The sequence below is a fragment of the Faecalimonas sp. genome (genome assembly GCA_029264305.1).
Classification (GTDB): domain Bacteria; phylum Bacillota; class Clostridia; order Lachnospirales; family Lachnospiraceae; genus Faecalimonas.
In genome coordinates this window covers 53303-79347 of sequence record JARICA010000013.1, presented here as the reverse complement: position 1 = coordinate 79347, position 26045 = coordinate 53303, and the positions used below count along the sequence as shown (strand labels likewise).

At 33.4% G+C, this 26045-nt stretch carries 24 protein-coding genes; 1 reads left to right on the top strand and 23 read right to left on the bottom strand.

Features of this window, described 5'->3' with window-relative positions:
- Positions 1 to 15: 15 nt before the first annotated feature.
- The 23 genes from ftsX to aroD all read right to left on the bottom strand — a co-directional run bounded on the left by ftsX (position 16) and on the right by aroD (position 25032).
- Entirely contained in the window at positions 16 to 921 is a 906-nt protein-coding gene (gene ftsX, locus ACY2U7_RS03870; RefSeq protein ID WP_461813133.1) for a permease-like cell division protein FtsX, read from the bottom strand.
- A 4-nt stretch (positions 922 to 925) separates the two neighbouring features.
- Positions 926 to 1597, bottom strand: coding sequence for a cell division ATP-binding protein FtsE (gene ftsE, locus ACY2U7_RS03865; RefSeq protein ID WP_461813132.1), 672 nt, complete (start codon positions 1595 to 1597; stop codon positions 926 to 928).
- A gap of 21 nt (positions 1598 to 1618) precedes the next feature.
- On the bottom strand, positions 1619 to 2704 hold the full coding sequence (locus ACY2U7_RS03860) for a PucR family transcriptional regulator (protein WP_461815927.1): 1086 nt from the start codon (positions 2702 to 2704) through the stop codon (positions 1619 to 1621).
- A 113-nt stretch (positions 2705 to 2817) separates the two neighbouring features.
- Positions 2818 to 3501, bottom strand: coding sequence for a WecB/TagA/CpsF family glycosyltransferase (locus ACY2U7_RS03855; RefSeq protein WP_461813130.1), 684 nt, complete (start codon positions 3499 to 3501; stop codon positions 2818 to 2820).
- Between the two features lie 66 nt (positions 3502 to 3567).
- Entirely contained in the window at positions 3568 to 3789 is a 222-nt protein-coding gene (locus ACY2U7_RS03850; protein WP_461813129.1) for an alpha/beta-type small acid-soluble spore protein, read from the bottom strand.
- Between the two features lie 171 nt (positions 3790 to 3960).
- Positions 3961 to 4143 (bottom strand): PspC domain-containing protein, encoded by a 183-nt coding sequence (locus ACY2U7_RS03845; protein ID WP_461813128.1) that lies wholly within the window; start codon positions 4141 to 4143, stop codon positions 3961 to 3963.
- Positions 4144 to 4160: 17 nt separating this feature from the next.
- The gene (locus ACY2U7_RS03840; RefSeq protein WP_461815926.1) at positions 4161 to 4979 is read right to left on the bottom strand and encodes a DUF4097 family beta strand repeat-containing protein; all 819 of its coding nucleotides are present in this window, start codon (positions 4977 to 4979) and stop codon (positions 4161 to 4163) included.
- Positions 4979 to 5644, bottom strand: a complete 666-nt coding sequence (locus ACY2U7_RS03835) for a DUF1700 domain-containing protein (RefSeq protein ID WP_461813126.1) — start codon at positions 5642 to 5644, stop codon at positions 4979 to 4981. The genes ACY2U7_RS03840 and ACY2U7_RS03835 overlap by 1 nt, the downstream gene beginning before the upstream one ends.
- Entirely contained in the window at positions 5641 to 5964 is a 324-nt protein-coding gene (locus ACY2U7_RS03830) for a PadR family transcriptional regulator (RefSeq protein WP_461813125.1), read from the bottom strand. Before ACY2U7_RS03830 ends, ACY2U7_RS03835 begins: the two co-directional genes overlap by 4 nt.
- Before the next feature lie 114 nt (positions 5965 to 6078).
- Positions 6079 to 9672, bottom strand: a complete 3594-nt coding sequence (addA, locus tag ACY2U7_RS03825) for a helicase-exonuclease AddAB subunit AddA (RefSeq protein ID WP_461815925.1) — start codon at positions 9670 to 9672, stop codon at positions 6079 to 6081.
- Between the two features lie 2 nt (positions 9673 to 9674).
- The gene (locus tag ACY2U7_RS03820) at positions 9675 to 13007 is read right to left on the bottom strand and encodes a PD-(D/E)XK nuclease family protein (protein ID WP_461815924.1); all 3333 of its coding nucleotides are present in this window, start codon (positions 13005 to 13007) and stop codon (positions 9675 to 9677) included.
- Between the two features lie 10 nt (positions 13008 to 13017).
- Complete coding sequence (gene mnmM / locus ACY2U7_RS03815) at positions 13018 to 13578, bottom strand: tRNA 5-(aminomethyl)-2-thiouridylate-methyltransferase MnmM (RefSeq protein WP_461815923.1); 561 nt, start codon at positions 13576 to 13578, stop codon at positions 13018 to 13020.
- Positions 13579 to 13638: 60 nt separating this feature from the next.
- On the bottom strand, positions 13639 to 14886 hold the full coding sequence (hflX, locus tag ACY2U7_RS03810; protein WP_461813121.1) for a GTPase HflX: 1248 nt from the start codon (positions 14884 to 14886) through the stop codon (positions 13639 to 13641).
- Positions 14887 to 14890: 4 nt separating this feature from the next.
- Positions 14891 to 15412, bottom strand: a complete 522-nt coding sequence (locus ACY2U7_RS03805) for a tetratricopeptide repeat protein (protein ID WP_461815922.1) — start codon at positions 15410 to 15412, stop codon at positions 14891 to 14893.
- 11 nt (positions 15413 to 15423) lie between these two features.
- The gene (locus tag ACY2U7_RS03800; RefSeq protein ID WP_461813119.1) at positions 15424 to 15783 is read right to left on the bottom strand and encodes an ArsR/SmtB family transcription factor; all 360 of its coding nucleotides are present in this window, start codon (positions 15781 to 15783) and stop codon (positions 15424 to 15426) included.
- 192 nt (positions 15784 to 15975) lie between these two features.
- Entirely contained in the window at positions 15976 to 18168 is a 2193-nt protein-coding gene (locus ACY2U7_RS03795; protein WP_461815921.1) for a heavy metal translocating P-type ATPase, read from the bottom strand.
- 117 nt (positions 18169 to 18285) lie between these two features.
- Complete coding sequence (locus ACY2U7_RS03790) at positions 18286 to 18960, bottom strand: uracil-DNA glycosylase (protein ID WP_461815920.1); 675 nt, start codon at positions 18958 to 18960, stop codon at positions 18286 to 18288.
- 24 nt (positions 18961 to 18984) lie between these two features.
- Positions 18985 to 20460: a HAMP domain-containing sensor histidine kinase gene (locus ACY2U7_RS03785; protein ID WP_461813116.1), complete on the bottom strand. Its 1476-nt coding sequence runs from the start codon at positions 20458 to 20460 to the stop codon at positions 18985 to 18987.
- A complete protein-coding gene (locus ACY2U7_RS03780) occupies positions 20460 to 21137 on the bottom strand; it encodes a response regulator transcription factor (RefSeq protein ID WP_461813115.1) in 678 nt (225 codons plus the stop codon). Before ACY2U7_RS03780 ends, ACY2U7_RS03785 begins: the two co-directional genes overlap by 1 nt.
- A gap of 72 nt (positions 21138 to 21209) precedes the next feature.
- Entirely contained in the window at positions 21210 to 22094 is an 885-nt protein-coding gene (locus tag ACY2U7_RS03775) for a ComEC/Rec2 family competence protein (RefSeq protein WP_461813114.1), read from the bottom strand.
- A 139-nt stretch (positions 22095 to 22233) separates the two neighbouring features.
- Complete coding sequence (gene aroF, locus ACY2U7_RS03770; protein ID WP_461815919.1) at positions 22234 to 23250, bottom strand: 3-deoxy-7-phosphoheptulonate synthase; 1017 nt, start codon at positions 23248 to 23250, stop codon at positions 22234 to 22236.
- A complete protein-coding gene (aroB, locus tag ACY2U7_RS03765; RefSeq protein ID WP_461813112.1) occupies positions 23247 to 24251 on the bottom strand; it encodes a 3-dehydroquinate synthase in 1005 nt (334 codons plus the stop codon). The genes aroF and aroB overlap by 4 nt, the downstream gene beginning before the upstream one ends.
- A 19-nt stretch (positions 24252 to 24270) precedes the next feature.
- Positions 24271 to 25032 (bottom strand): type I 3-dehydroquinate dehydratase, encoded by a 762-nt coding sequence (aroD, locus tag ACY2U7_RS03760; protein ID WP_461813111.1) that lies wholly within the window; start codon positions 25030 to 25032, stop codon positions 24271 to 24273.
- A 122-nt stretch (positions 25033 to 25154) separates the two neighbouring features.
- On the opposite strand from aroD, the gene ACY2U7_RS03755 reads away from it, so the two are divergent.
- On the top strand, positions 25155 to 26027 hold the full coding sequence (locus tag ACY2U7_RS03755; protein WP_461815918.1) for a shikimate dehydrogenase: 873 nt from the start codon (positions 25155 to 25157) through the stop codon (positions 26025 to 26027).
- Positions 26028 to 26045 lie beyond the last annotated feature (18 nt).

The window sequence follows — 26045 nt, the reverse complement described above, 5'->3', positions numbered from 1 at the left end:
CTATTACCTCTTAAATTATACCTTTAAGTGCTTACGAATTGTTAAGAAACTTCCCACAAAACCAATTCCGATTCCGAGTGCAATTCCGATTGGCAACAATGTCTTATAAACTTCTGTTACCGGAAGGAAAGTAAGAAGATTGTTTAATATTTTAAATTTAATCAAAATATATCCTACAGCTTTTTCATACATGAAATATAACGCTGTAAGTGGAATAATCGCTCCTACAAGACCAATCAAAAGACCTTCTATGATAAATGGCATTCTAACAAAAGCATCTTTTGCTCCTATATATTTCATAATTGCAATTTCTTCCCGTCTAATAGAAATCCCCATTGTAACTGTATTACTAATCAAGAAAACAGATACAGCAAGCAAAATAATAATAATCGCTCCTGATACATATAAAATCAATTTGTTAATTCCAGATAATGTCTTGGCAACTGTATCCGATTTGTTTACTTGACGTACTCCCTCAAGACCGCTTACATATTTTACTAAATCTTTCTGTTTAGAAACATCTTTCATATATACTTGATAATTATCTGAGTTCACAAGTGGGTTATCTGCAAAACCTTCTGCAAGATATTCTTTATCGCCAAAATATTTCTTCTTGTAGTTTTCCCATGCTTGTTCACCAGATGTATACTCTACTCTGGAAACTTCTTTCCTGTCCTTAATTAACTTTCCAATTTTATCAATATCTTTCTGCTCTGTTCCTTCATTAAAGAACACAGTAATTGCAACTCCTTCTTCAGCACTTTTTACAATGTTCTGAAAGTTTACGATAATTGAGAAAAACAATCCAAACATAAAAATACAAGCTGACATTGTTGCAATAGATGCAAGGGAGAACATCTTATTTCTACCAATATTTTTTACCCCTTGTTTCATTGTATATCCTACTGTACTTATTCTCATTTTTCTACTCGCCCTCTTTCTCGTCGCTGACAATGACTCCCTTTTGCATTGTAATGACACGTTTCTTCATTTCTGCTACAATTTCGTGATTATGTGTAACTACAATTACTGTAGTACCTCTTTCATTTGCCTCTTCAAGAAGTTTCATAATTTCCCATGCATTTGTCGGATCGAGGTTTCCTGTAGGTTCATCTGCAAGTAAAATAGCCGGCTCATTTACAACAGCTCTTGCAATAGCCACTCTTTGTTGTTCTCCACCTGATAACTGTTTTGGATAAGCCTTATATTTCTGTGCTAATCCTACAAGTGAAAGTGCTGCTGGAACCTTCTTTTTTAACACACGTGTAGGAGTTTCAATTACCCTTTGGGCAAAAGCAATATTTTCATAAATATTTCTATCTTTCAATAAACGGAAATCTTGGAACACAACACCTAAATGTCTTCTATATTTTGCAATATGTCTATGTTTCATCCTATTAAGATTGATTCCATTTACAATGATTGTACCTGATGTTGGGTCTAATTCTTTCATCAAAAGACGAATTAACGTAGATTTGCCCGAACCACTGTCACCTACAATAAACACGAACTCTCCCTGTTCAATTTTTAAATTAATTCCATTCAAGGCTGCAGCACCTTTGGAATATTCCTTTGTGACATCCTTTAATTCAATCATATGTTCCTCCTAAATTAACTACTAATACTCCAGTGTTTCCATATACTTCATGTATTTCACAACCATTAGTGCAATTTTAAATGTGATAGCATCTTCAAATACTCTCAAATCCAATCCTGTACTTTTTTGTAACTTGTCTAGTCTGTACACAAGTGTATTTCTGTGTATGTATAACTGTCTTGACGTCTCTGATACATTTAAACTATTTTCAAAAAATTTATTAATTGTTGTCAATGTTTCTTCATCAAACTCGTCTGGAGATTTCCCCTCAAAAATCTCTCGAATAAACATTTTACAAAGTGGAAGAGGAAGTTGATAAATTAATCTTCCTATACCAAGCGTACTATATGCCACAATATTTTTCTCATCAAAGAAAATTTTTCCTACATCTAACGCAAGTTTCGCTTCTTTATACGATTTGGATACTTCTTTTATATCATTTACAATTGTCCCATATGCAATATGTACTTCTTCTCCCTCATCCTTTAAAATCGCCAAAATTTCATCGGCTACCTTCTCCATCTCTGGATACCCTTCATTAACACCAAGCTCTTTTACAATGATAATGTTTCTTTCATCAACTGCGGTCACAAAATCTTTTGATTTCATTCCCAGTAATGAGCGGATATGCTCCATTGCACCTGTGTCCTTCTCACGTGCTGTTTCAACAACGAAGATTACACGTCGTACATCTGTTTCAATATGTAGTTTTTTGGCACGGTTATAAATATCCACTAATAAAAGATTATCTAACAATAAATTTTTAATAAAATTATCTTTATCAAAACGTTCCTTATATGCCACTAACAAATTTTGAATCTGAAAAGCAGCAATCTTACCCACCATGTAAACATCATCACTACTGCCATTTACTACCAATACATACTCTAACTGGTGTTCATCAAAAATTTTAAAGAACTGGTATCCTTGAATAACCTGACTGTCTGCTGGCGACTCTACAAAAGAATCCAATGAATTCTCATAATGTTCCTGTTCTACAAATGTACTTGCTAACACTTTTCCATCTATCCCCAGAATACATAAATCTATTCTTGTAATCGCCTTCAATCCTTCAATTGTGTTCTGAAGTATTTGATTTGATATCATACTTTTGCTCCTTATCTTTTAAATTTTAACAGTAGTTTTCCATTAAAAAACTGTATATTCATTCTACATTTTAATACAATTAACCAAAAAAAGAAAGAGGAAATAGTTCAATTTTATACATTTCCTCTTTTTTGCTTTTCTTTTTCTACCTCTCGCTTTAGGAAACGTTTAATCATAAACTCCCTTATCGGCTTTTTACCTTTTTTCTTGCCAAGCGGAAGAGGTGTATTTTTCCCTAATCCTAACCACATACGTGTATTTAATAAAATGCGGTTTCTCACTGCAAATGCCTCTTGAAACGGAGATGAAATCATAGATACTACACAATCCGCCTCCGCACCATTTACATTATTTAAAATCATATCATCTGCTGAGGAATCCGTCGGAACAATTTCTTGTCCTACTATTTGAATACCCCGATAATTCTCTTTCAAATATTCTATAAGATGTTGTTCTTCTTCTTCTGACTCTGTTAAAAGAAAAATTCTGTTATGATTTTTATGAAAATAGCGTAAAAGCATTTTCACAAAGAGATGTGAACCTACTTCTTGTAATTTCTTTCCTTCTGTAATTTCCGCAACCTCTAATATTGCTTGTTCTCCTGCAAGAACCAAATCTGCTTGTGCAATGTTATCCTTAAGGGTCTCATCTTCCTTGCTTTTTACTAAAGTGTCTGCACTGATAAACTCAACAATATTCATTGGTTCCGTCCGCATATATTCCATAACCTTCTGCATGGCTTCTTTCGCCGTATTATTATTCAATTCAATTTCTAACACATTTACTCTACTTTTCATAACCCTCTCCGTTATCTTCCTCAATTGAAGGATTATAACAGACTTATTGTGATTTTTCAACCCACGTTACAAATTGTTCATACTTTCACACTTATCAGATTCTTTTTGCATACGTTTTTTCTTCGTAATCAACCCACCAATTCTTCCTGTTTCTTTAGAGGTTAACGACTTCCATCCTTTTTCTAAAACTTTATCTAAAAGCCCTAATTCTTCTGCAACTTCGTATTTTAATTTATCTTTTGCCTCAATTTCACTTAGTACAATCGGCAATTTCTCTTTCTTTCCCATAATACTACCCCTTTCAGTTTATATTGTAAGGGTTTCCAATAATTTTTATGTTATTCAAAAAATACCTTTTCTACTATCTTAATTTCTATTTTAACAAGAATTAGGGACACAGTTAACGAAAATTGGGGACATAGCTTTTTATAAAAATGCTACGTCCCCAATTTTCATTTTCTATCTCTCCGGCATTATAACTGCGGCTATAAAATAACCAAAAACCATTGCTCCGAAACTAAAACAAGCTGCTAATACCATTCCCAACCTTATTACTGTTGGATCTATTTCAAAATACTCTGCTATTCCTGCACATACTCCACATACTTTCCTATCTGTTGATGAACGATATAACTTTTTCATTGTTCTTCCCTCCTATGTTATCTAACAAATTTAACATTTATTTTTCCTGCTCCACAATCAATTTCCATCTCTTTTTTAGCATGATTATTAATGGTTTTTTCTACTGCTATTCCCGAAAACTTTTGCCCACCAAGACGTAGTTCTCCCATTCCTGCTTCTATTTCATAATTATAATCCGTCTGTGTTCCTTTTGTTTCAAAATTAATCACACCCGCTCCACAATCTAAATCCACATTTTTCTGCACAATGCCTCTTACATTTGCTACACTTAGACCACAAGAAACGCTCAATTCTTCTACTTCAAAATCGAATGCATTTATTTCTCCTCGTTCTAATTCTAAGTCCAACTCTTTTGTCTGTACACCATTTAAATTGATCTTTCCGTCGCCAACATGTATACTTATTTCTGGCAATTGTAGATTTTTTGGAATATACAGAATCAATTTCCCGCCATCAGTTGCCTTCTTTATCTTTCCTGTTGTTTTAATCTCTACTGACTCTTCATCTTCGTTTGCTATAAGTTGAACTTCTTCTGTGGTTAAATTTTCCATGCGAATTTTCTTATCTTCCGTAGGAACAACTTCTACTAACATTTTATCAACTTCCACATTTATTTCCTTTGTACTTGGCAAATCCATGCTACTTGTCACCTGTATATCTGTTTGATCTATTTCATCGTAAAAATCTTTATCGCGAACAAATCTAGCTCCTTTGCGCAGTGCACTTCTAACATCTTTATCTGTTGCCCCTATTGTAAATCCAACAACGCATAAAACAATTCCAAGACCTGCCAAACTAGCACATATGATTCCAAATATTTTCCAACCTTTTTTCATTATCCTCTCTCCTTTCTATGCACAAATTTTCTAAAAATATTTACTAGTCCTCTAAATAGAATAGGAAATACAGTCATACACGCTTTTATCATGAGTACAGTTGCAACAAGTCCTACAACGAAGGCCAAAATCCCCCCTCCCATAATAACAAGTGCCAACGCTGGAAAATGAAATAATTCTATTATCCCACATATTGTTATGGCAATTCCACATATCATGACTACAACTGCCAATAACACCAGTGTTCCCAAAACAGCAAATCCCGAAACAGCTATTGCAAATACAATTGAAATCCCGGCAAATATAAGAGGTAATAAAATTGGCAGTGCAAAAATAGTTACTACAACAATAAAAAGTATTTTTAACCAATTATTATTTGTTTTTCGCCCAACTTCTCTGTTTGCCGGAATTTCTTTCTCCTCAAATCTTGTATCCACATATCCAGTTTCTCTGTACTCACTACTGTCTTCTTTTCCTAAAAGTCCTTCTTTTATTGTCTGGGCAACCTTTTTCGGACTTTCTAATTCGTCAATAATGTGTTGTTCATTTTCAATTCCCGCGTCAGCAAAATAATCTTCATAATATTGCAATGCTTCTCTTCTTTCTTCCTGTGATATTTCTCTTAGAAGCTTTTCTAGTTCTGTCATAAACTCTATCCGATTCATACTTCTACACCTCTCTCAAACATCTCATTAATCTTTTTTGAATAATTTTTCCATTCTATTCGATATAGATTTAACTGTGCCATTCCTTTTTCTGTCACTTTATAATACCGTCTGTTTCTCCCATCAAACTGCATATCATATACTTCTAGACATTCATCTTTCTGCAATCTCCTAAGAACAGGATATAAAGTGGATTCGGAAACGTCTAATGCTTGACGAACGTCTTGCGTAATCTTGTATCCATATGTTCCTTGTTGTTCCCGCGAAACAACTGACAATACAATCGCATCTAAAAGTGCTGCTCCTGTATTAAATATCATTTTCCCACTTCCCTTCTCAAATAATATTGTTTTATTAACTATATTATATACCGTATAATATAGTTGTGCAATATAATATTATTTAAGAAATTATGAAGATTTATTGCATTATTTTTAAACATATATTTCTCTCTGTAAAAATAAGGAGTACATTATTTTTTCTTTTACTTTTTTCCCTGTAAGTTTTTCTAATGCTTCCCCATAATATTTTAATTGACTTCCATACTTTTCTTTTAATTCTCCTATACTTTTTACTCTATCCGTTTTGTAATCCACTACAACAAGACCATCCTCTTCTTCCATCCAAACATCAATAATTCCTTGAATAAGAAGAGTTTCATTTGTTTCTTCTTCTGGATAAATTTCTTTTGCCGAAACGCCAAGAACAAACGGTTGTTCTCGAAAAAGCTTCCCTTTTTCATCACACTTTTTCATTCTCTTTGCAATATCTTTTTCTAAGAAACAAAGTAAATCTTCAATACGAACACATGCTTTCATCTCCTTAGAAATTCTCCCACACTTTACAAGATTTTCCAAATACACTTCCATACTTTCATATGTATATTGTTTGGAAAACTCCATAAATTCCAACACTTTATGATAAGTTGTTCCTCTTAAAGCTCCTTTTACACCATCCTCTTCCATCAAAACTTTTGGTAAAATCGGAACAATCTCCTCTTCCTTAATAAGAAGTTCTCCTTCTTCTTCCTGAAAATTTTTTCGTTTTTTTAATTCAGATACAGTAAATTTTAATTTTAAATTATTTTCATTTGCATAAGGATATTGATAAGCAAATTGTTCTTCTAATTTTCTTTTAAATTCTGGAACAAAAACTTGATTTATATCCCAATTCTGCAATTTCTCTTTCGTATATGTTGCACCTATTTCTTCTTGTGCTTCTTTTTGCACAAGATCTTCTAAACTAATCACTTTTACTTTTCCTATTCTTTTATTCTCTGGATATCTCAAAATAGCAGGAAGTACCCAATCAAAATAACTTGTTGCCTTCGAAAGCATTGTAAACGGTAACTGTTTTTCTCTGTTATTTCCCAACACCTCATATCCCTGCAACTTTTTCTCTACCTGCGAAAGAGTTCCTGTCATAATCAACTTCTCTTTTGCTCGAGTAAGAGCTACATAAAGTACGCGCAATTCCTCGCCGATATTTTCTAGCATAACTTCTCTTTGAATTACTTTTTTTAAAAATGTAGGTGATTTCATACGTTTTTCTAAATCAATTCTATCTAAACCTACTCCAAGTTCCGCATGTGTTATAATCTCACCTGTAATATCTTGTTTATTAAATCGTTTATTCATTCCCGATACAAACACAATCGGGAATTCTAGGCCTTTGCTTTTATGTATACTCATAAGACGAACTGCATCTGACTGTTCATCTGCAATATTCGCCTCACCATAATCCACATCATATTTTTTTAATTGTTCCATATAACGAACAAAATTAAACAACCCCTTATAGCTTGTTCCCTCAAATGCTTTCGCTTTTTCTAATAACATCTCTACATTTGCTTTCCTTTGTTCTCCCCCAGCCATAACTGAAATCTCATATCCATATCCCGTTTCTTCAATTATTCTCCAAAGTAATTCATGAATAGCTGTATATGGTATCATTTCCCTAAAATATTCTATTTGTTCAAAAATTTTTTTCAATCGATTTACTACTTGAAGATTATTGCCTTCTTTTATATAGCGTTTAACACAGCAATAAAAAGGAATTTCCTTATCTAAAATGCGAATTTCTGCCAATTCTTCCCCTGAAAATTTTCCTATTCTTGATGTAAGAACAGATGTAAGTGGTATATCTTGATTTGGATTATCTAAAATACGCAAATAATTAAGAATGGTTTGTATTTCCTGCGTTTCAAAATACCCCTCTTTACTTCCGGTATACGTTGGAATTCCTTCGCGATTCAATATTTTCGCAAATACATCGGTCCATCCTTTTAAGCTTCGAGTCAATATAACAATATCTTTATAACATATCTGACGTAATTCCCCAGTCACTTTATCCTGTACTTGATGTTCTGCCATTAACTCCTTAATTCTTCTTGCCACTGCTCTTGCTTCAAGTTCTCTTACCGTTTCTTCAACCTGTTCTTCACTTTCTACATCTTTTTCCACGTCAATAATAAGTACTTCTGCCTCATTTCCCTCTTTTTCTTTATAATCTGCTCCTGCATATAAAGCTGCTCTGTCATCATACTCTACTTTTCCAAGCCCTTTTGTCATAATCTGTTCAAAAATAAAATTTGTGCTATCTAGCACTTCTTTTCTACTTCGAAAATTTTTATGTAAATCTATACGTTGTTTATCGCTATCTTCTATATCATATGTATCGAATTTTTCCATGAACAATTCTGGGCGGGACAACCGGAAACGATAAATACTCTGTTTAACATCTCCCACCATAAAAATATTGTTTCTTCCACAACTCATTGTAGATACACTTGTAAGAATAGCCTCTTGAATCAAATTGCTATCCTGATATTCATCAATCATAATTTCTTTAAATCTTTTCTGATATTCTTTTGCCACAGGAGAAGGCAAAAGTACATCTCCTTCTTCGACTGTAAGAATCTGCAATGCTAAATGTTCCATGTCGCCAAAATCAATTAAATTTCTTTTCCTTTTTTCCTCCGCATATAAACCGGAAAATTCTTTCACAAGGAAAGTTAATTCTTCTATCATTTCCTTTGTCTTTGACATATCTAGTATCATCTCTTCCATCGGCTGAAATAAATATGTTTTAATAATATCAGATAATATTTCTTTTGTTTGCTTTCTTACTTCTTTGACAAAAGTAGAAAGTTCCTCTGACACAGTTTTATCTCTATTTGGTTTTAATCTTTCTCCTTCAGGATACTTTCTTTTCTCATAAAACTGTATTAAGCTATCTGACTGAAGAAACGCTTTCCATCCCTCTATTTCATTTTCCAAAGTTTCCTTATACATATACGGCCCTTCTGGATTTTCGCATGCAGAAACTCCAGTTTCTAATAAACGAATTGCATCAACTGCATATTTCTTTATATTTTGAATCGCTTTTTTATAATACTCAGTACATGAAAATTCCTCCCATGTTTGCACATCATATGTATGTACGCACGAATCAAGCCATTTTTCACTGTTTGGATAACTTTCTGAAAACGTATATAATTGTAAAATAATCTCTTCTAATTTTTTATCATCTTTTCCTGTAGCAAATCGCTCCACAAAAGAAAGAAATTTTTCATTTTTTTCTGCATACTGTTTTTCCAATAATTCTTGCAAGACTTCCTTTTGTAAAAGTTTTAATTCCCCCTCTTCTCCAATACGAAAACTTGGATCCAAATCTATTGTATGAAAATATTCCCGTATAACCGACAAACAAAAACTATGAATCGTTGTAATCATTGCACTGTGAATTAAAGTAGACTGTTTCTGCAAATGTATATTGTTTGGATTTTCTTCTAATTTTTTTTCAATCGCTAATAAAATTCTTTCCTTCATTTCTGCTGCTGCCGCTTCCGTAAAAGTTACACTGAGAAGTTCATCCACGTTTAGTGGTGGATTATCTTCTGTCAACATTGTAATAATACGTTCTACTAAGACCGCTGTTTTCCCAGATCCAGCTGCAGCCGAAACAAGAATATTCCTATTTCTCAACGAAATAACCTTTTTCTGTTCTGGCGTCCAATTCACTCCCATAATTACAATTCCTCCATCATTCTTCTCAATACTTCTTCATCACTTAATTTTCCAAATTTTCTATACTCACATCCATCAATTTTTTCATCAAAATGACATACCCCTTTAAATTGACAAAAATCACATCCACGACTTGTTCCCATCTCATAGGGAGCAACTTGCATCTCCCCATCTTGCATTCGTCCTTCAATTTCTTTTACTTCCTTATCTACATATCTGGAAATAACAGAAAAATCCTTCTCCGAAAACGCTTTTGATGTTTTAGAAAGGCTTCCATTCTTATTTTTCCCAACTGGAATCGCCAATGAATTACCACTAAAATTCTTATCTAAATGACTAATTACCTCTTCGTTTGCATTTACAATTCCATCCAATCGAAGTTTCGATAAAATAGTTTCCTCTCTTTTATCCTCATCTACTTTATCTATGACCGGATCTTTCATTTGATAATAAAATAATCCTGCTGGAATAATTTCTTTTTCCGGTTGTTTTCTTCTCTCCAATTCTACCGCCATATTCATATATATCGCTAGTTGTAACTGCAATCCATGGTACAGTGATGCAAGACTAAATGTTTTCGTGCCCGTTTTATAATCAATCACTTTTACATACACTTTGGAATCTGTTTCATAAATATCAATGCGATCTATTTTTCCTTTTCCGAAAGAAACTTCATAACCACTTGGAATAAAATCTCCTTTTTCCAACTGTTTTGATAAAGCCCACACCGTTCTCTTCATCATTCGTTTAATACGAGTAATGATATATTCATTTCTTGCAGAACTATAGAGAACTGTATTTCCATAATCTACAATACTCATTTCCACACTTTCTTCTATCATTTGTTCTGCTTTTTCTTTCGAAAGAGTTGTCCATGTATATCCACTTTTCACAAGGTTTCGTGAAAATATTTCAATTGCTCGGTGAAAAATATTTCCCAAATCAACTGCTTCAAATCGATATTCCTTTCTCTCTTTCAAGCATAAACCATATGATAAAAAATGTGCAAATGCACAAGCTGAAAATCTTTCTAATCTCGTCACACTTCCTTCGATCTTTTCCCCATAGAGTTTTTCAGCCATTTGTCTTGATATTCTATCTTCTGGCATTTTATAAAAACCAGCTTCAATTAAATTGTCAATAACACTCTCCCACTTTTCATCTCGTCTATAGGCTGCATATAATTCCAACCATTCAGCCGTAATTTCTTCTCTTCTTCTCTGCAAACCAGAAATAATATGAAAAATTCCTGCTTTTTTGGTTAACTCTAATTCTGTAAATTCCTTTTCTTCTTCATCCTGAATTTTGATTGCAGGATATATCCTTTTTAAATCCTGCAAAAAATATGCTGGACGAATTCCTTTTCCCTCAGCACTGATTTTACTATAAGAGATGTAGACTTTATCACTCGGTTTCGTTAGATTCATATAAAGATAAAATTTCTGTATATAAATTTTCTCTTTTCCATTAGGGGCAAGAGGAATTTTCTGCTCCTCAAATATCTTTCGATCTTGTTCAGAAAGAAGTCCACTCCCCACTTGATTTCCAGGAATGAAGACATCATTTGCTCCAACAAAAAATAGAACTTTTACTTCTTTTAATCTTGTTCTCTCCATATCACCGACAATAACCTCGTCGATCCCCGGCGGAATAACACCAACTTTAGCCTCTTCAAATCCAGCATCTAACAATTCTGAATATTCCTTTAATGACAAATATTCATCACCTAAAAGTTCAATAAACTTATCAAATATCTCAATTACAATTCGATAAATCTGTGCGTACTCTTTCGCCAATGCAGGCTCATTTTCTTCTTGAAATCTTTCCTCATATTTCACCAATTTTTCTTGCAACTTTTCTTGTACAAAAAAATCATGTAAAGCGAGAGTAATTTCTTTGACTGTCTTTCTCCGTTTCTTTAGGACTCCCATCACTTCTTGTATCTTATCCACAAATATGCTTCTGATTTCATTTATTTTCCCCAGTTCCTCTTCAGATAGTCCTTTATAAGTCCTCACCCAGTTTTCATTCCATTTTTTATATCCTTTGATCCCCATTGCTATAACATAATTTTCTACAATATCTATTTCTTCTCTTGAAAATTGAGTAAGTCCTGTCCTAAGAAATCTAAATACACTTTCATAAGTTAAATTTTTCTCTGCCATCGTCAAAAGACTTCTAATATATTCAACAAAAGAATTTAATAAAACGCTTCTCTTATAATCCATAAAAAGTGGAACATCATACATTCTTGCTATTTTTTGCATATAGTCCGCATAAGTCGAAATATTTCCTGCAATTATTGCAATATCTCTGTATCTATATCCCTGTACACGAACTAAATGACGTATTTCTTGCATAACAAACGTTGTCTCGTCTTTCGGCATTTTTGTAGAATGAAGAGAGATATTATCCTGTTTTTCCGGAAAAACTTCCGTCGTATAACGAAATAAATTTTTCTCCAAAAATCTCATCGGTGGATTTTCACGAAAACGATATACAGGATTTTGCGACAAACAAACAGACTCTTCTATTTCCACCTTTTCATCTTTCGCTAGTGCAACTACCCCCGTAACCATACGTTTACTTAAAGCAAATAACTGATATGGATGTGAAAATATATATGGATTCTCTTTTTCATCTATTGTGACAGTTACAATCACCTTTTTACAAACACGAAGGAGTTCTTTCATCACTTTGTCCTGTACTGGTGTAAATCCCGTAAAACCATCGAATGCAATAACACTGTCCTTTAAAATCTTCGATTTCCCAATCACATCGCAAAGTACATCTAAAAGTTCTTCATTTGTAATATACTTATCTGAAAGATATTTTGAAAACCCTTCATAAACTTTAGCAATATCCTTTAACTTCCATTGAAAATACGTCCCCTCTTCTACTGAATTTATCATTTTATCTAAGGTTTCCCCATTGATATTGTATTGTGCAAATTCAGAAAGAACTGATTTCATTTCTCCTATATAACCGTGTTTTTTTAAATTTCCATGCAATACTTTTAATTCGTCTTCATAATCCCCAGCAATTTTTCGCAAAATCAAACTTTTCCCCGTATCATCTAAAATAGTTCTTTGATTTCCTCCTACTTCTTCAAAAACGCGATGGGCAAGTCGCCCAAAACTCAACACATCAATATTCATGATTCCTTTTCTTTCGTGTGCCATAACCAAATCTTTCTGTGTCTGCATAGTAAATTGCTCAGGTACAATGACAAAATAATTTTCCGTAGGATATTTTAACGATTTTTCCACAACATATTTCTGTAAATAATATGATTTTCCTGCTCCCGAACTACCAAATATAAATTGTAATGACATTTTTCCCCTCCTATAATTTTATGATGATTGCTGGAATGGGTGGATTGTTTGGACGATTATAATACTGACTAACAATCACAAGATATTTTTTGCTATCCAACCTATGTAAATACTGCAAAATCCCTTCCTTTTCTTCAAATCCGCTATCTCCTCCACTGTAAATGCAAAGACTCATCATTCCACCTTTTTTTAACAAAGACAAACCACCTTGAATGGCTTTTATACTGCTTTCCGTCTTTGTAGAAAGAAAGTGATTTCCTCCCGGAAGATAACCAAAATTAAATACAACGCAAGACACTTCTTCTTTTACCAATTGTTCCATTTTTTCATGGCTTTCTAGAATAAGTTCTACACGATTGTCTAATCCCTTTTCTTCTAACCTTTCCCTCGTCTTTTGTAATGCTTGTTCTTGTATATCAAAAGCATACACTTTCCCCTTTTCTCCTACAAGTTCTGCTAAAAGTAACGTATCATTTCCATTTCCTGCTGTAGCATCAATACAAACTTCTCCATTTTCAACATGATTTTTTATAAAATGATGACACCACTCTGTTATCTGATATTTTTTCATTTTTCTCTCCTATGATATAATGAACGGAGAATTCCCCTGAAATTCTCCGTTTTCCTTTTCTTATTGAATTTTTCCATAAAGTTCCACAGGAACATAGGCTTTTACAAAAATGCCCTCTTCCTTATATTCTTCCGTAAGAAGCTCCCCATATTTTCTAATCAACTGTATTTTCCCAGCCTCTTTATATGGATATACTCTTTCTACCATAACTTTTTGCTGACGCAATACTTCCTCAATCGTCTCTAGCAAAACATCCAAACCCATTCCTGTCTTCGCAGAAATCTTCACAAGATAATCAGCCTTAAAATCTCTTATTATCATTTCCACATCTGCTTTATCCTGTTTATTAAATGCTGTAATAATTGGTTTATTTACTACTTCTAATTGTTGTAAAGTTTCATACACAATGTGCATCTGCTCATCTAATTGTGGATTCGATGCATCTACAACATGCAAAATAATGTCTGCATACTTTGCTTCTTCCAAAGTACTTTTAAATGCCTCTATTAAATGATGTGGCAGTTTACGAATAAATCCAACTGTGTCTGTCAATAAAATTTCTTGCTTACTTTGCAATTTTAATCCTCTTGTTGTTGGATCTAATGTTGCGAAAAGTTTATCTTCTTCAAGTACAGATGCTCCTGTCAATTTGTTTAACAAAGTAGATTTTCCAGCATTTGTATATCCCACAATAGCAATTACTGGTAAATGATTTCGATTTCTCTGTTCCCTTGTTACCTCCCTATGACGCTTCACTTCTTTTAATTCTCTATTTAACTGAGCAATTCTTCCTTTAATTAATCGCCTATCCATCTCCAGTTTCTTCTCTCCTGGGCCTCTCGTTCCTATTCCACCACCTAGTCTTGAAAGTGATTTTCCCAAACCAACAAGCCTTGATTGACGATATTTTAACTGTGCAAGTTCAACTTGAATTTTCCCTTCACTTGTAGATGCTCTCTCTGCAAATATATCTAAAATAATAAGGGTTCTATCCATCACTTTTGTATCTAGTGCATCTTGTAAATTTCCAAGTTGTGCAGGAGACAACTCATCATCACAAATAATACCTGTTGCTTCTGTTTCCCATAAAAGTTCTTTGATTTCTTCTATTTTCCCTTTTCCTACATAAGTAGCCGGATGAATTTGTTCGCGATTTTGTATCACTCTTCCCACTGTAACCGCTCCTGCAGTTCTTGCAAGTTCTTCTAACTCATCTAAAGATTTTTCCGTATCATCATCGTCTTCTACACTCACTCCAACTAAAATAACTTTTTCAATTTCTTTTGATAATTCTATCATTTCTACCATATCTCTATCTCGTTTCCAAAAATTCTGCTTCTTTTTTTGCTTCCTTATCATCAGGATATTTTTCTACATATGCTGAGATTTTTGCTTTTGCACTATTCCAATCATGAAGTTTTTCATAAGCGATAATTTCATTATAAGACATTTCTTGTAGCTGTTTTTCATTAAGTCCTTCACAGCTCATTCCCTTTAAATAATGCTGAATAGCTTCTTCATAGTTTTTTAACTCCATTTCAGAATCTCCTAAAATCTGATACACTGTTGCAGTTGGTTTCCCATTCTCCTTCAAATAATTTAGCATCGCATTTTTCGCTTCATCATACTGTTTCATTTCCCAATAAGCGATCCCTTGTCCATGATATGCCTCTGCAACCTCTTCTCCTCCATCAATTGCCTTAGCAAAACTCTCTACTGCTTCTTTATATTCTTTTTTCTCTAAATGTTTTACTCCTTTATCTATTTTCCCAGTACAACCTGTCAATAAAAACACACAGGCCATGCACAACAATACAGATAGTTTCTTCTTCATTTTACTTCTCCTTATTCTGAAATATGTTCCATTCCTTGATTTAAAATTGTTTGTATATGTCCATCTGCCAAAGAATAAAATACCGTTTTTCCATCTCTTCTATTCTTAACTAACTTCGCTTGTTTTAATACACGAAGTTGATGGGAGATAGCTGACTGTGTCATCTCCAAAACTTCTGCCAAATCACACACGCACATTTCTGATTGCAATAAAACATACAATATCTTTATTCTTGTGGGATCACCAAACACCTTAAAGAAATCTGCTAAATCAGTTAATTTATCTTCTTTTGGCATATGATCTTTCACTTGATGAATTGCTTTTGTATGAAGATGTATCGATCCGCAACATTCTATTTCTAATTTTTCCATACAATACTTCCTCTCTAAATATTCTAAACTTATTATAACTGATTTCCTCTATCGGTCAAGATTTCTATTGCATTCCTTTATTTTTGCAAACAATTATATTCGATATAAAATCTAAAAATCTCTGAAACATCCCTTAACGGATATTTTCAGAGACTTTAAGAGAATAAGTTCCTATCTTCTTTTTTAAGATATTTATTTCTTATATAGAACTCGTATTGAATTTAATACACAAAGCATTGCTACTCCTGTATCTGCAAAAACAGCCAACCACATATTTGCAAATCCCAAAAGTCCAAGTACCATTACAAGTATCTTTATTACCAAAGCAAAAATCACATTCTGCATAGCAATTCTTCCCGTTTGCTTTGCAATATGAATCGCTGTCGGTATTGATTCCACAGACGAATTCATAAATACAACATCTGCCACTTCTATAGCTACATCTGCTCCACTTCCCATCGCTGCTCCTACATCAGCTCCTGCTAAAACAGGCGCATCGTTAATACCATCACCTACAAACATAACTCTTCCTTTTTCTTTGCGAATATGTTGTAATTTTTCCAATTTATCTTGTGGAAGAAGTTGTGCGTAAACGTCCTGAATTCCAACTTTTCTTGCAATAGCATCTGCACTTTTCTTTGTATCTCCAGTCAGCATGGTAATACCTATTTTTTCTTCTTTTATTTTACAAACCGCTGACTCGGCATCTTCCTTAATGGTATCTGCAATCACCAAATAACCAATAAATTTTCTGTTTAATGCAACTAATACTTCTGTTCCATAGGATTTCTTTTCATACTGTTGTAAATTTATTTGATTTTCTTCCATTAAAGAACGATTCCCACAAAGGACTTCTCCTTCTTTCAACGTAGCACGAATACCTTTTCCAGAAATTTCCTCAGCTTTTTGCGGACGTTCTAACTGCAAACCTTTTGCTTTTCCTGCCATAACGATACTATTCCCTATCGGATGCGTAGATATCATTTCACAATTACCTGCTAAATAAAGTAATTCTTCTTCTGTTCCAGACAAAGCAACACATTTTTGTAATATAAAGTTTCCTTCTGTTATTGTTCCTGTTTTATCTACAACAACCTGTTTTACATCTTTTAGTCCTTCTAATGCTATACCGCCCTTAAATAAAATTCCTTTTTTAGACCCAGCACCTATTCCAGAAAAGAATGCAAGTGGAACACTCAAAACCAATGCACAAGGACAACTAATAACAAGAAAAGTGATCGCTGTATAAATCCAATGTTCCCAGTTTCCTGTAATTACAGAAGGAATAATTGCTGTTGCCAACGCAAGTATAACTACAAATGGGGTATATATTCTTGCAAATTTTGTAATAAACCGATCAATTTTAGGTTTACTTGATGCTGCATTTTCTACCGAATGTAAAATTCGACTGACCATAGAATCTTCTAGCATCTTTTCCACTCGCACTTTCAACATACCCGTTAAATTAACACATCCTGAAGTAACCCTTTCTCCTTCTTTTACTTGAACAGGAACAGGTTCTCCTGTTACGGCTGAAGTATCTATTTGACTCTTCCCTTCGACAATAATACTATCTAGTGGAATTCTATCACCTGCACGCACAAGGACAATATCTCCTACTTTTGCTTCCTCAGATGGAATTATTTCTACTGTTTCTCCAATTACCCTACTTACAACTTCTGGCCTTAAATCAACTGCTTCCATAATTTGCGAACGACTTCGTTCTACCGCAATCTGTTCAAACAATTCTCCAATACGATAAAAAAGCATAACGCCAACAGCTTCTGAAAATTCCCCTATAGCAAAGGCTGATAAAGTTGCCATACTCATTAAAAAGTTTTCATCAAACACTTTTCCTTTTAAAATATTTTTCCCTGCAGCAAGAACAATTTCCGCACCAAGTATAAGATAGGAAAGAATAAATAAAATAGATGAGAAAACTTCTATTCTCTCTTTTAAAATCATTCCACTCACAAACAAAAATGCACCTATTCCAATACTAATAATTTCACTTTTTTTGCTTTCTTTTTTTGCTTCACGCAATTCTTTAATACTTTGATTTTTTTGCGTAATTACAATTCCATCTTCCACAGAATCGCAAACCTCTTGTAATAGCGGAAGTAAATCTTCGTTAGAATTTGAAGCCACTTGCAACTGTTTTGTTGCGAAAGTTAAAATAGCTTCTTCTACTTCTGGTAAAGCATTCATTTTCTTTTCAATTTTACTCGCACAATTTGCACAATCTATATTTTCTATTGTATATACTACTTTTTTCCCATGACTCTTTAATTCTTTTCTCTCTTCTTCAACATGATGATGTTCATGTCCACAACAGCACTCATGATGTTCGTGTTCGCAATTACATTGTTTTATCTGCTTTTTCACTGTTTTCTACCTCCTTTATATGAATAACTGTTCATATGTTCATGTAACCATATTTTCATTGATTTGTCAATAGAAAAATAGAAAATATAACACTAAAAAAGAGAGGTAAAACCTCTCTTATTGATTCTCAATTTGCCAATCAATTGGCTCAACTCCATGTTCTTTTAAAAATGTATTTGTTTTACTAAATGGTTTACTCCCAAAAAATCCTCGATAAGCTGATAATGGACTTGGATGTGGTGCTTCTAAAATTAAATGTTTCGGATTTGTCAACATAGACTTCTTAGCTTGTGCAGGCTTTCCCCATAAAATATATACTATCGGCCTATCTTGTTCATTAACTGCACGAAGTGCTGCATCTGTAAACTCTTCCCAACCTATTCCTCTATGAGAATTTGCCTGATGAGCTCGAACAGTTAACACTGTATTTAACATAAGCACACCTTGTTTCGCCCATTTTGTCAAGTATCCATGACTTGGAATCGCACACCCCAAATCATCATGTAACTCTTTATAAATATTGACAAGTGAAGGCGGAATGTCCACCTCTGGCTTCACAGAAAAACATAACCCATGTGCTTGATTTACATTGTGATATGGATCTTGCCCCAATATAACTACTTTTACGTTCTTTAATGGTGTCAAATGAAATGCATTAAAAATATCATCTGCCGGCGGAAAAATAAGATTTGTCTTATATTCTTCCAATACTTTTTTATGCAATTGTGCATAATACGGTTTTTTAAATTCTTCTTTCAATACATCTAACCAATCATTATTAATTTCTCCCATGTTGGTATCTCCTTCTTTATTTCCTTATTTCAAATCCAATTCCATAAAAAATTCTACACCGTTATCATAATTTTTCACACCATATTCCTTATGTAAGGATTCCATAATTGCTTTCACAATAGAAAGTCCGATACCATTTCCTCCATATGCTCTTGTACGTGCTTTATCTACTTTGTAAAATTTGTCCCAAATATGTGCTATATCTTCTTTTGGAATCGGAAATCCTGTGTTAAATACAGAAACTCTAACTGTTTCCGTTTTTTTCACAATCTTTACTTCAATTATATTCTCTCCCGACACATGATTCAAGGCATTACTTATATAATTTCGGATAACCTGTTCCACTTTAAACTCATCGGCCCAAACATACACAGACTCTTCCATAAGAGCATTCACTTTTACATTTTTTTGCTGAATTAAAATCTCACATGACTGAATAACACCTTTTACCAACTCTACAATATCAAAACGTTCAAATGTTATCTCTTCTTTACCAAACTCTAACTGATTTAATGTCAAAAGATTTCTTACCATTTGATTCATTTTATTTGCCTCATCCATGATTACATCACAATAAAATTCTCGACTTTCTGCATCATCATTAATTCCTTCTTTTAATCCCTCGGCATATCCTTGTATAAGTGCAATCGGCGTTTTTAATTCGTGAGAAACATTCCCTAAAAATTCTGTTCGCATTGTCTCAATCTGTTCTTTTTTCTCTATATCTTTCAGCAATTCATTATTTGCACTTTTCAATTCAGAAATGGTTGTTTCCAATTTTTCCGACATTTTATTAAAATTGCAACCTAAAATCCCGATTTCATTTTTTCCTCCACTTGTATATTTCGCATCAAAATCCAAATCTGCCATTTTCTCTGAAATCATAGCCAATTCTAAAATCGGATCTGTAATCTTTTTCGAAAAATACCATATAATCAAAATACTCACAAGAATAACACCTACACCTATACACATAAGAAAATGGTTAAAAATCAGCACACTTTCCCGAATACTTTCTAATGGAGTTCTAAATAAAAACACATATCCATTAGAAAAGTCCCCCCACATTTCCAAGTATTCCATCTTGTTACGTGGATCCTTTGCTTTTCTAAGTTCATATTTTTCTTTTGCTTTTAATAATTTGCTCTCTTTTTGATTAATTTGAAAGCGATATCCTACTAGACGAGTTTTTAGTGATTCATTTTCTGCATCCGTACGCATTTTGATTCTAATGCTTCCTGTCGCATCTGTTACAATAAGCGAAACATTACTTTTTTCTACTAAAGGTCCTAAAGTCTTATTCAAATTTTCTGCATCTATTTCCCCATCTTGCTCCAAGAATTTGTCAAGAGACATATATATATTTGTTAGTACTTGCATTTTATTTTGTACATAATATTCTTCTAAAAATCTACCATTCATGATAAAAACTGCAAGAAGAATAAAAATAACAATTCCTATGAATACCGTTGCCATCTGACGTTTAATTGAATATTTCATTATGACACCTCAAATTTATAACCCATTCCCCAAATGGTTTTAATATAATCACCTTTATCTCCAAGTTTATTTCTCAACTTTTTCACATGTGTATCAATGGTTCGGGCATCACCAAAATAATCATAATTCCATACATTATTTAAAATTTTCTCTCTTGAAAGCGCAATTCCTTGATTTTCAGCAAAATATGTCAATAATTCAAATTCCTTGTAACTTAATTCCACTGGTTCATTATTAATTTTAACAAGATGCGCCGTTTTATCTATTATAATTCCACCTGCATCAATTGATTCTTCTGAAAACAAGACATTTGTCCTCCTTAAAATTGCCTCCACTCTTGCCACTAAAATTTTCGGACTAAACGGTTTGGAAATGTACTCATCTACTCCTAAGTCAAATCCTTGTAATTCGTCTCTTTCATCTGTTCTTGCTGTCAACATAATAATTGGGACTTGGGAAATTTGCCGCACTTCTCGGCAAACTTGCCATCCATCCATCTTTGGCATCATCACATCCAGTATTATAAGCGCAATATCTTTGTGTTCATAAAAAACATCCATGGCTTCTACTCCGTCGCCTGCTTCAAGCACAGTAAATCCATCTCTTTCCAAAAAGTCCTTTACCAACTTTCTCATTCTACTTTCATCATCTACTACTAATATTTTTAATCGTTCCATAATCTTTCTCCTCATTAATTGTCTTTCTAAGATTAGCAAAAAAATATGTTTCTTTTGTGAAAATTATCAATTTCATCTTATTGGCTTCACATTGCTCATCAAAGTTTTTCCATCGCTTGTAAATAAAATTTCCCCTTGCTCATCAGTTCGAAACAATCGTATTTTCCTTTTTTCTAAACGTTTTAGCACAGATTTATGAGGATGACCAAACGCATTTCCCTTTGCACAACAAACAACAGCATATTGTGGAGAAACTTTCTTTAAAAATTTCATAGAATTTGCATTATTACTGCCATGATGATTTAATTTTAATACATCCGATTTTAAATATACACCTGTTTTCAATATTCTTTTTTCCATTTTCTTGCTAATATCTCCACAAAACAGAAAACTATGTTTCCTATTACTTACTCTTAAAGCAAGTGAAGAATCATTAATATCTTCATATATTTTATTCGGTTCAGGTGATAAAAACACTATCTTTGCATCTCCAAGTATACGTTTTTCTTTCCATTCTGGCACAGTAATTGGTATCTGTTTTGCTTTCGCTATTTCTAGAACATCTTTATATGAGTGTGTATTATATTCTTGCCTAGGCAAAAACAACTCTCCTACTCGAAAATTATATAAAATAGCATCAATTCCACCAATATGATCTTCATGACCATGCGTTCCTACAACATAATCGAGATAAGTTATCCCCTTGCGGCGAAGATATTCAACAACTTTTCCACCTGTGAAATTTGTCCCACCATCAATAAGTAAAGTTTTTCCACAGGACTGTATTAAAATTGATTCTGATTGCCCTGTATTCATGAAGTGTACTTTTAAATCACTAGAAGTATCCCGTAAAACTGTTCTTGTTTCCCACTTTTTTTGAAAACAAAAGAAAGCTATCATCAAACAACTGAATATTATCCCTATATTTATCCAATGTAAATTCTTTTTCTTATTCATGCCACACACCTCCTTCATCAGTAGTGTGCCACATTTTAAGAATAAATTATTCGTCGGCAACATATTTGGGTAGTCTTTTACATCAGATTCCACATAATACGAAGAGCAAGAACTATCTTTTTTGTTCCTGCTCTTTTTCTTACATGCTTCTACCTATTACTTCTGCTACAACTTTGCATTTATCAATCATTGTTTTAAATTTCTCTGGTTTTAATGATTGTGCCCCATCACTCCATGCACATTCTGGATTATCATGTACCTCTACAATTAGACCATCTGCACCTGCTGCTACTGCTGCAAGACTCATAGCTTCAACAAGTTCCCAATCACCTGTAGCATGAGATGGATCAATAATAATTGGTAAATGACTTTTTCGTTTAATAATTGGTACAACACTTAAATCCAACGTATTTCTCGTATATTTTTCAAATGTACGAATTCCTCTCTCACAAAGAATAACTTGATTATTTCCCCCTGCCATAATATATTCGGCAGACATAAGCCATTCTTCTATCGTATTCGCTAATCCTCGTTTTAATAAAATCGGTTTGCGAATTTTTCCTAACGCTTTAAGCAAATCGAAATTTTGCATATTTCTTGCGCCAACTTGAATCAAATCTACATTTTCTACAAACTCATCAATCTTATCTGCACTCATAATTTCAGATACTATTGGAAGCCCTGTCTGTTTTCGTGCCTCAACCATAGCTTCTATTCCTGCTGTTCCAAGCCCTTGAAACGCATATGGCGATGTTCGTGGTTTATATGCACCACCTCTAAGCATATCCGCTCCTGCCTCTTTTACTTTTTTTGCCAAATTACAAATTTCTTCTTTTCCTTCTACAGAACACGGTCCTCCTATAACAACTACTTTCTCTTTTCCACCAATTTTTACTCCTGCCACATCTATAACACTATCTTCTGGATGAAACAAACGATTTACTTTCTTATAAGGTGCCCCAATTCTCGTCACATCTTCAATCCATGTATTTGCACGAATTTTTCTTTCATCTACAACGGTCGTATCTCCAACAATACCAAAAACATTATAATTTGCACCTTGAATAAAATTCACTTCTAATCCTTGTTCTTCAAAATTTTTAACAACCTTATCTACTTCTTCTTGCGGAGCATTTTTTCTACATGTAATAATCATAATTTATTCCCTCTTAAACTTTCTATTTCTATTGGAAGAAGTTTTGCCTCTCCCACATTATCTACTTGCACAACAGTAACATATTTTCCATTTGCCTTTTTATCTTTTTTAATAAAATGTATAACTTCTTCCACATCATATTCAGCAGACAAAGGAACATTTAATTTACATAAAACTTTTCGAAGTCGTTCCCGAATTTCTTCTTTTTCCAAAATCATCATCATGCCAATTCCAACACATTCTCCATGATAGTACCCTTCCAAATGATAAATGCTTTCAATAGCATGACCAATTGTATGTCCAAAATTTAAAATTTTACGTAAATGTTCTTCTTTCTCATCTTTCTCAACTACATTTTTCTTTACTTGCAAAGCATGTACAATAATCTCTTCTATATTTTCTTCTATATCTTCACTCTTTTCAAAAAGTTCAAACAACTCCACATCACCGATTAACCCTGCTTTTACAGCTTCAACAAGTCCATTATAATAATGTCTTTTCGGTAACGTAACTAATGTGTTCAAATCAATTAATACTACTTCTGGATGGTAAAATGTGCCAATTACATTTTTTACATTTCCCATATTCACAGCTACTTTTCCACCTATACTAGAATCAATTTGCGAAAGTGTTGTAGTTGGAATAGATGCAAATCTCATTCCCCTTTTAAATGTCCCAGCTACAAATCCACTTAAATCTCCAATCACACCGCCTCCAAGAGCTATTACTAAATCTTTTCTTGAAAAATCTAATTCAAGTAACTTCTGCAAAACCTGTTCATAAACCTCAAGACTTTTTGATTCCTCTCCCTGTTTTGCAATAAAAAGATATCCTTCCTTACATTGTTTTAAAACTTCTTTATGATATTTCTCTGGCACTCCTTCATCTGTAATAATCATCACCTTACAATCTAAAGAAATATATTTTTCCAAATTTAGACGACAATCTCTTTCTATATATATGTGACTCACATTCTCTGCCAATTGAATATTCATCTCCATTTTTCTCACCCCATTTTCTCTATCTTAACTGATTATGTATCGTTGTCAATATAAAATTTAATTCTCCCACATCAATTTGCCCCGGTGCAGATGTTTTACCAACTGCTCCAAAAGTCAATGCTGATCCGAAAAATTCCCCTGCCAACCGACTTATCAATCCCTTTTCTGTCATGGACATTGTCACAACTGGTTGTTTTGCATATAATCTATTCATTTCTTCTGTTGCATCTAATAACTCTAATACATCCTTTGTCGATTTCGGTAACATCGCCATTTTGATAATATCTGCACCCATCTCTTGCATTTTACATAATTTTTTTATCATTTCATTTTTAGGTAAAGTTTTTTCAAAATTGTGATGTGAAATAATGACTTTTATGTTTTGCTGTTTTAACTGTTTAATAAGCCATTCTGCATCTGAAAACCCAAATCCTTCTACATCAATCAAATCTACCAATTGCATCTTAGATATATTTATATTTATTTTGTTGTATGTTTCTTGGGAAATTTCCTTTTCCCCACCCTCTTTAGCTGTGCGAAAAGTAAATAGAATAGGGATTTCTCCTACATAGCTTCTCATCCATCTCAGTATATCTTCTACCCTTTTACAATCAAAAATACCTTCAAACCAATCTCCACGCCATTCTACTATATCTATTTCCCTTTGCACAATCTTCTGTAATTGTTCTTCTATTTCCCTCTCACTTTTTGCTATAATTGGCACGACAATCTTAGGCTTGCCCTTCCCTATAACAATGTCTCTCACCCTCACACTCTCCATATAATTCCTCCAAAAAAACTAAATTATATTTATATTACCACACTTTTCCCCTTTATAAAAAGGATTTTCTTGACTTCTTCCCAAAAGGGTTTTAGTCTATAAAAATACAGGAGGATTTTATAATGAATAAAGAAATTGATGGACACACTATTTTAACTGGTCTGCTTGGAAACCCTGTTGCTCATAGCATTTCACCATTTATGCATAACGAATCCTTTCGTCAATTAGGATTAAATTATATTTACCTCGCATTCGATGTCACCACAGATAAACTAGAAACAGCAGTAAACGGTTTACGAGCATTAAATGTGCGAGGTTTTAATCTAACCATGCCAAATAAAAATGAAATGTGTAAATTATGTGACAAATTATCTCCCGCTGCTAAAATCAGTGGATCTGTGAATACAGTCGTAAACGATAATGGTATTCTTATCGGACATACCACAGATGGTATAGGATATATGCAATCGTTAAAAAGGGCTGGTCATACTATTATTGGCAAAAAAATGACACTTCTTGGGGCCGGCGGAGCATCTACTGCTATACTTGTGCAGGCTGCCCTTGATGGTGTAAAAGAAATTTCTGTTTTTAACCATAGAAGTGCCTCTTTTACTCGAATGGAAAAAGTAATCGAAAAATTAAAGACTGTATCTGATTGCCAAATTCACTTATACGACTATTCCGATGAAAAAATACTCAAACGGGAAATTTCCGAAAGCACCTTATTAACAAACGGAACCTCTGTTGGTATGGCTCCACATACAGATGCCTCCATTATTACTGACAGTAAAATCTTCCACAAAGATTTAATTGTTTCTGATGTGATCTATAATCCACGGGAAACAAAGCTCCTTCACTTAGCAAGAGAATGTGGATGCCACACACTTAACGGTCTTTCTATGTTATTGTTTCAAGGCGCAGAAGCTTTTAAACTATGGACAGGAAAAGAAATGCCTATAGAAATAATCACACAAAAATATTTTTCAACTCCATAAACTAAAATGGGACATAGT

Coding starts and splice junctions, on each gene's coding strand:
- ACY2U7_RS03805 (WP_461815922.1), bottom strand. CDS start 15,412: ATGAAGAAGAAACTATCTGTATTGTTGTGCATGGCCTGTGTGTTTTTA.
- ACY2U7_RS03820 (WP_461815924.1), bottom strand. CDS start 13,007: ATGTCATTACAATTTATATTTGGTAGTTCGGGAGCAGGAAAATCATAT.
- ACY2U7_RS03835 (WP_461813126.1), bottom strand. CDS start 5,644: ATGAATCGGATAGAGTTTATGACAGAACTAGAAAAGCTTCTAAGAGAA.
- aroB (WP_461813112.1), bottom strand. CDS start 24,251: ATGGAGATGAATATTCAATTGGCAGAGAATGTGAGTCACATATATATA.
- ACY2U7_RS03855 (WP_461813130.1), bottom strand. CDS start 3,501: ATGAAAAGTAGAGTAAATGTGTTAGAAATTGAATTGAATAATAATACG.
- ACY2U7_RS03830 (WP_461813125.1), bottom strand. CDS start 5,964: ATGATATTTAATACAGGAGCAGCACTTTTAGATGCGATTGTATTGTCA.
- ACY2U7_RS03785 (WP_461813116.1), bottom strand. CDS start 20,460: ATGAAATATTCAATTAAACGTCAGATGGCAACGGTATTCATAGGAATT.
- ACY2U7_RS03840 (WP_461815926.1), bottom strand. CDS start 4,979: ATGAAAAAAGGTTGGAAAATATTTGGAATCATATGTGCTAGTTTGGCA.
- ACY2U7_RS03860 (WP_461815927.1), bottom strand. CDS start 2,704: ATGATATCAAATCAAATACTTCAGAACACAATTGAAGGATTGAAGGCG.
- ACY2U7_RS03850 (WP_461813129.1), bottom strand. CDS start 3,789: ATGGGAAAGAAAGAGAAATTGCCGATTGTACTAAGTGAAATTGAGGCA.
- aroD (WP_461813111.1), bottom strand. CDS start 25,032: ATGGAGAGTGTGAGGGTGAGAGACATTGTTATAGGGAAGGGCAAGCCT.
- ACY2U7_RS03780 (WP_461813115.1), bottom strand. CDS start 21,137: ATGGAACGATTAAAAATATTAGTAGTAGATGATGAAAGTAGAATGAGA.
- aroF (WP_461815919.1), bottom strand. CDS start 23,250: ATGATTATTACATGTAGAAAAAATGCTCCGCAAGAAGAAGTAGATAAG.
- ACY2U7_RS03790 (WP_461815920.1), bottom strand. CDS start 18,960: ATGGGAGAAATTAATAATGATTGGTTAGATGTATTGAAAGAAGAATTT.
- addA (WP_461815925.1), bottom strand. CDS start 9,672: ATGGGAGTGAATTGGACGCCAGAACAGAAAAAGGTTATTTCGTTGAGA.
- ACY2U7_RS03775 (WP_461813114.1), bottom strand. CDS start 22,094: ATGAATAAGAAAAAGAATTTACATTGGATAAATATAGGGATAATATTC.
- ftsE (WP_461813132.1), bottom strand. CDS start 1,597: ATGATTGAATTAAAGGATGTCACAAAGGAATATTCCAAAGGTGCTGCA.
- ACY2U7_RS03845 (WP_461813128.1), bottom strand. CDS start 4,143: ATGAAAAAGTTATATCGTTCATCAACAGATAGGAAAGTATGTGGAGTA.
- ACY2U7_RS03755 (WP_461815918.1), top strand. CDS start 25,155: ATGAATAAAGAAATTGATGGACACACTATTTTAACTGGTCTGCTTGGA.
- ACY2U7_RS03800 (WP_461813119.1), bottom strand. CDS start 15,783: ATGGAAAAATTAGAAATAGAATGTTGCGGATCGATACATCTTCATACA.
- ftsX (WP_461813133.1), bottom strand. CDS start 921: ATGAGAATAAGTACAGTAGGATATACAATGAAACAAGGGGTAAAAAAT.
- hflX (WP_461813121.1), bottom strand. CDS start 14,886: ATGGTAGAAATGATAGAATTATCAAAAGAAATTGAAAAAGTTATTTTA.
- mnmM (WP_461815923.1), bottom strand. CDS start 13,578: ATGAAAAAATATCAGATAACAGAGTGGTGTCATCATTTTATAAAAAAT.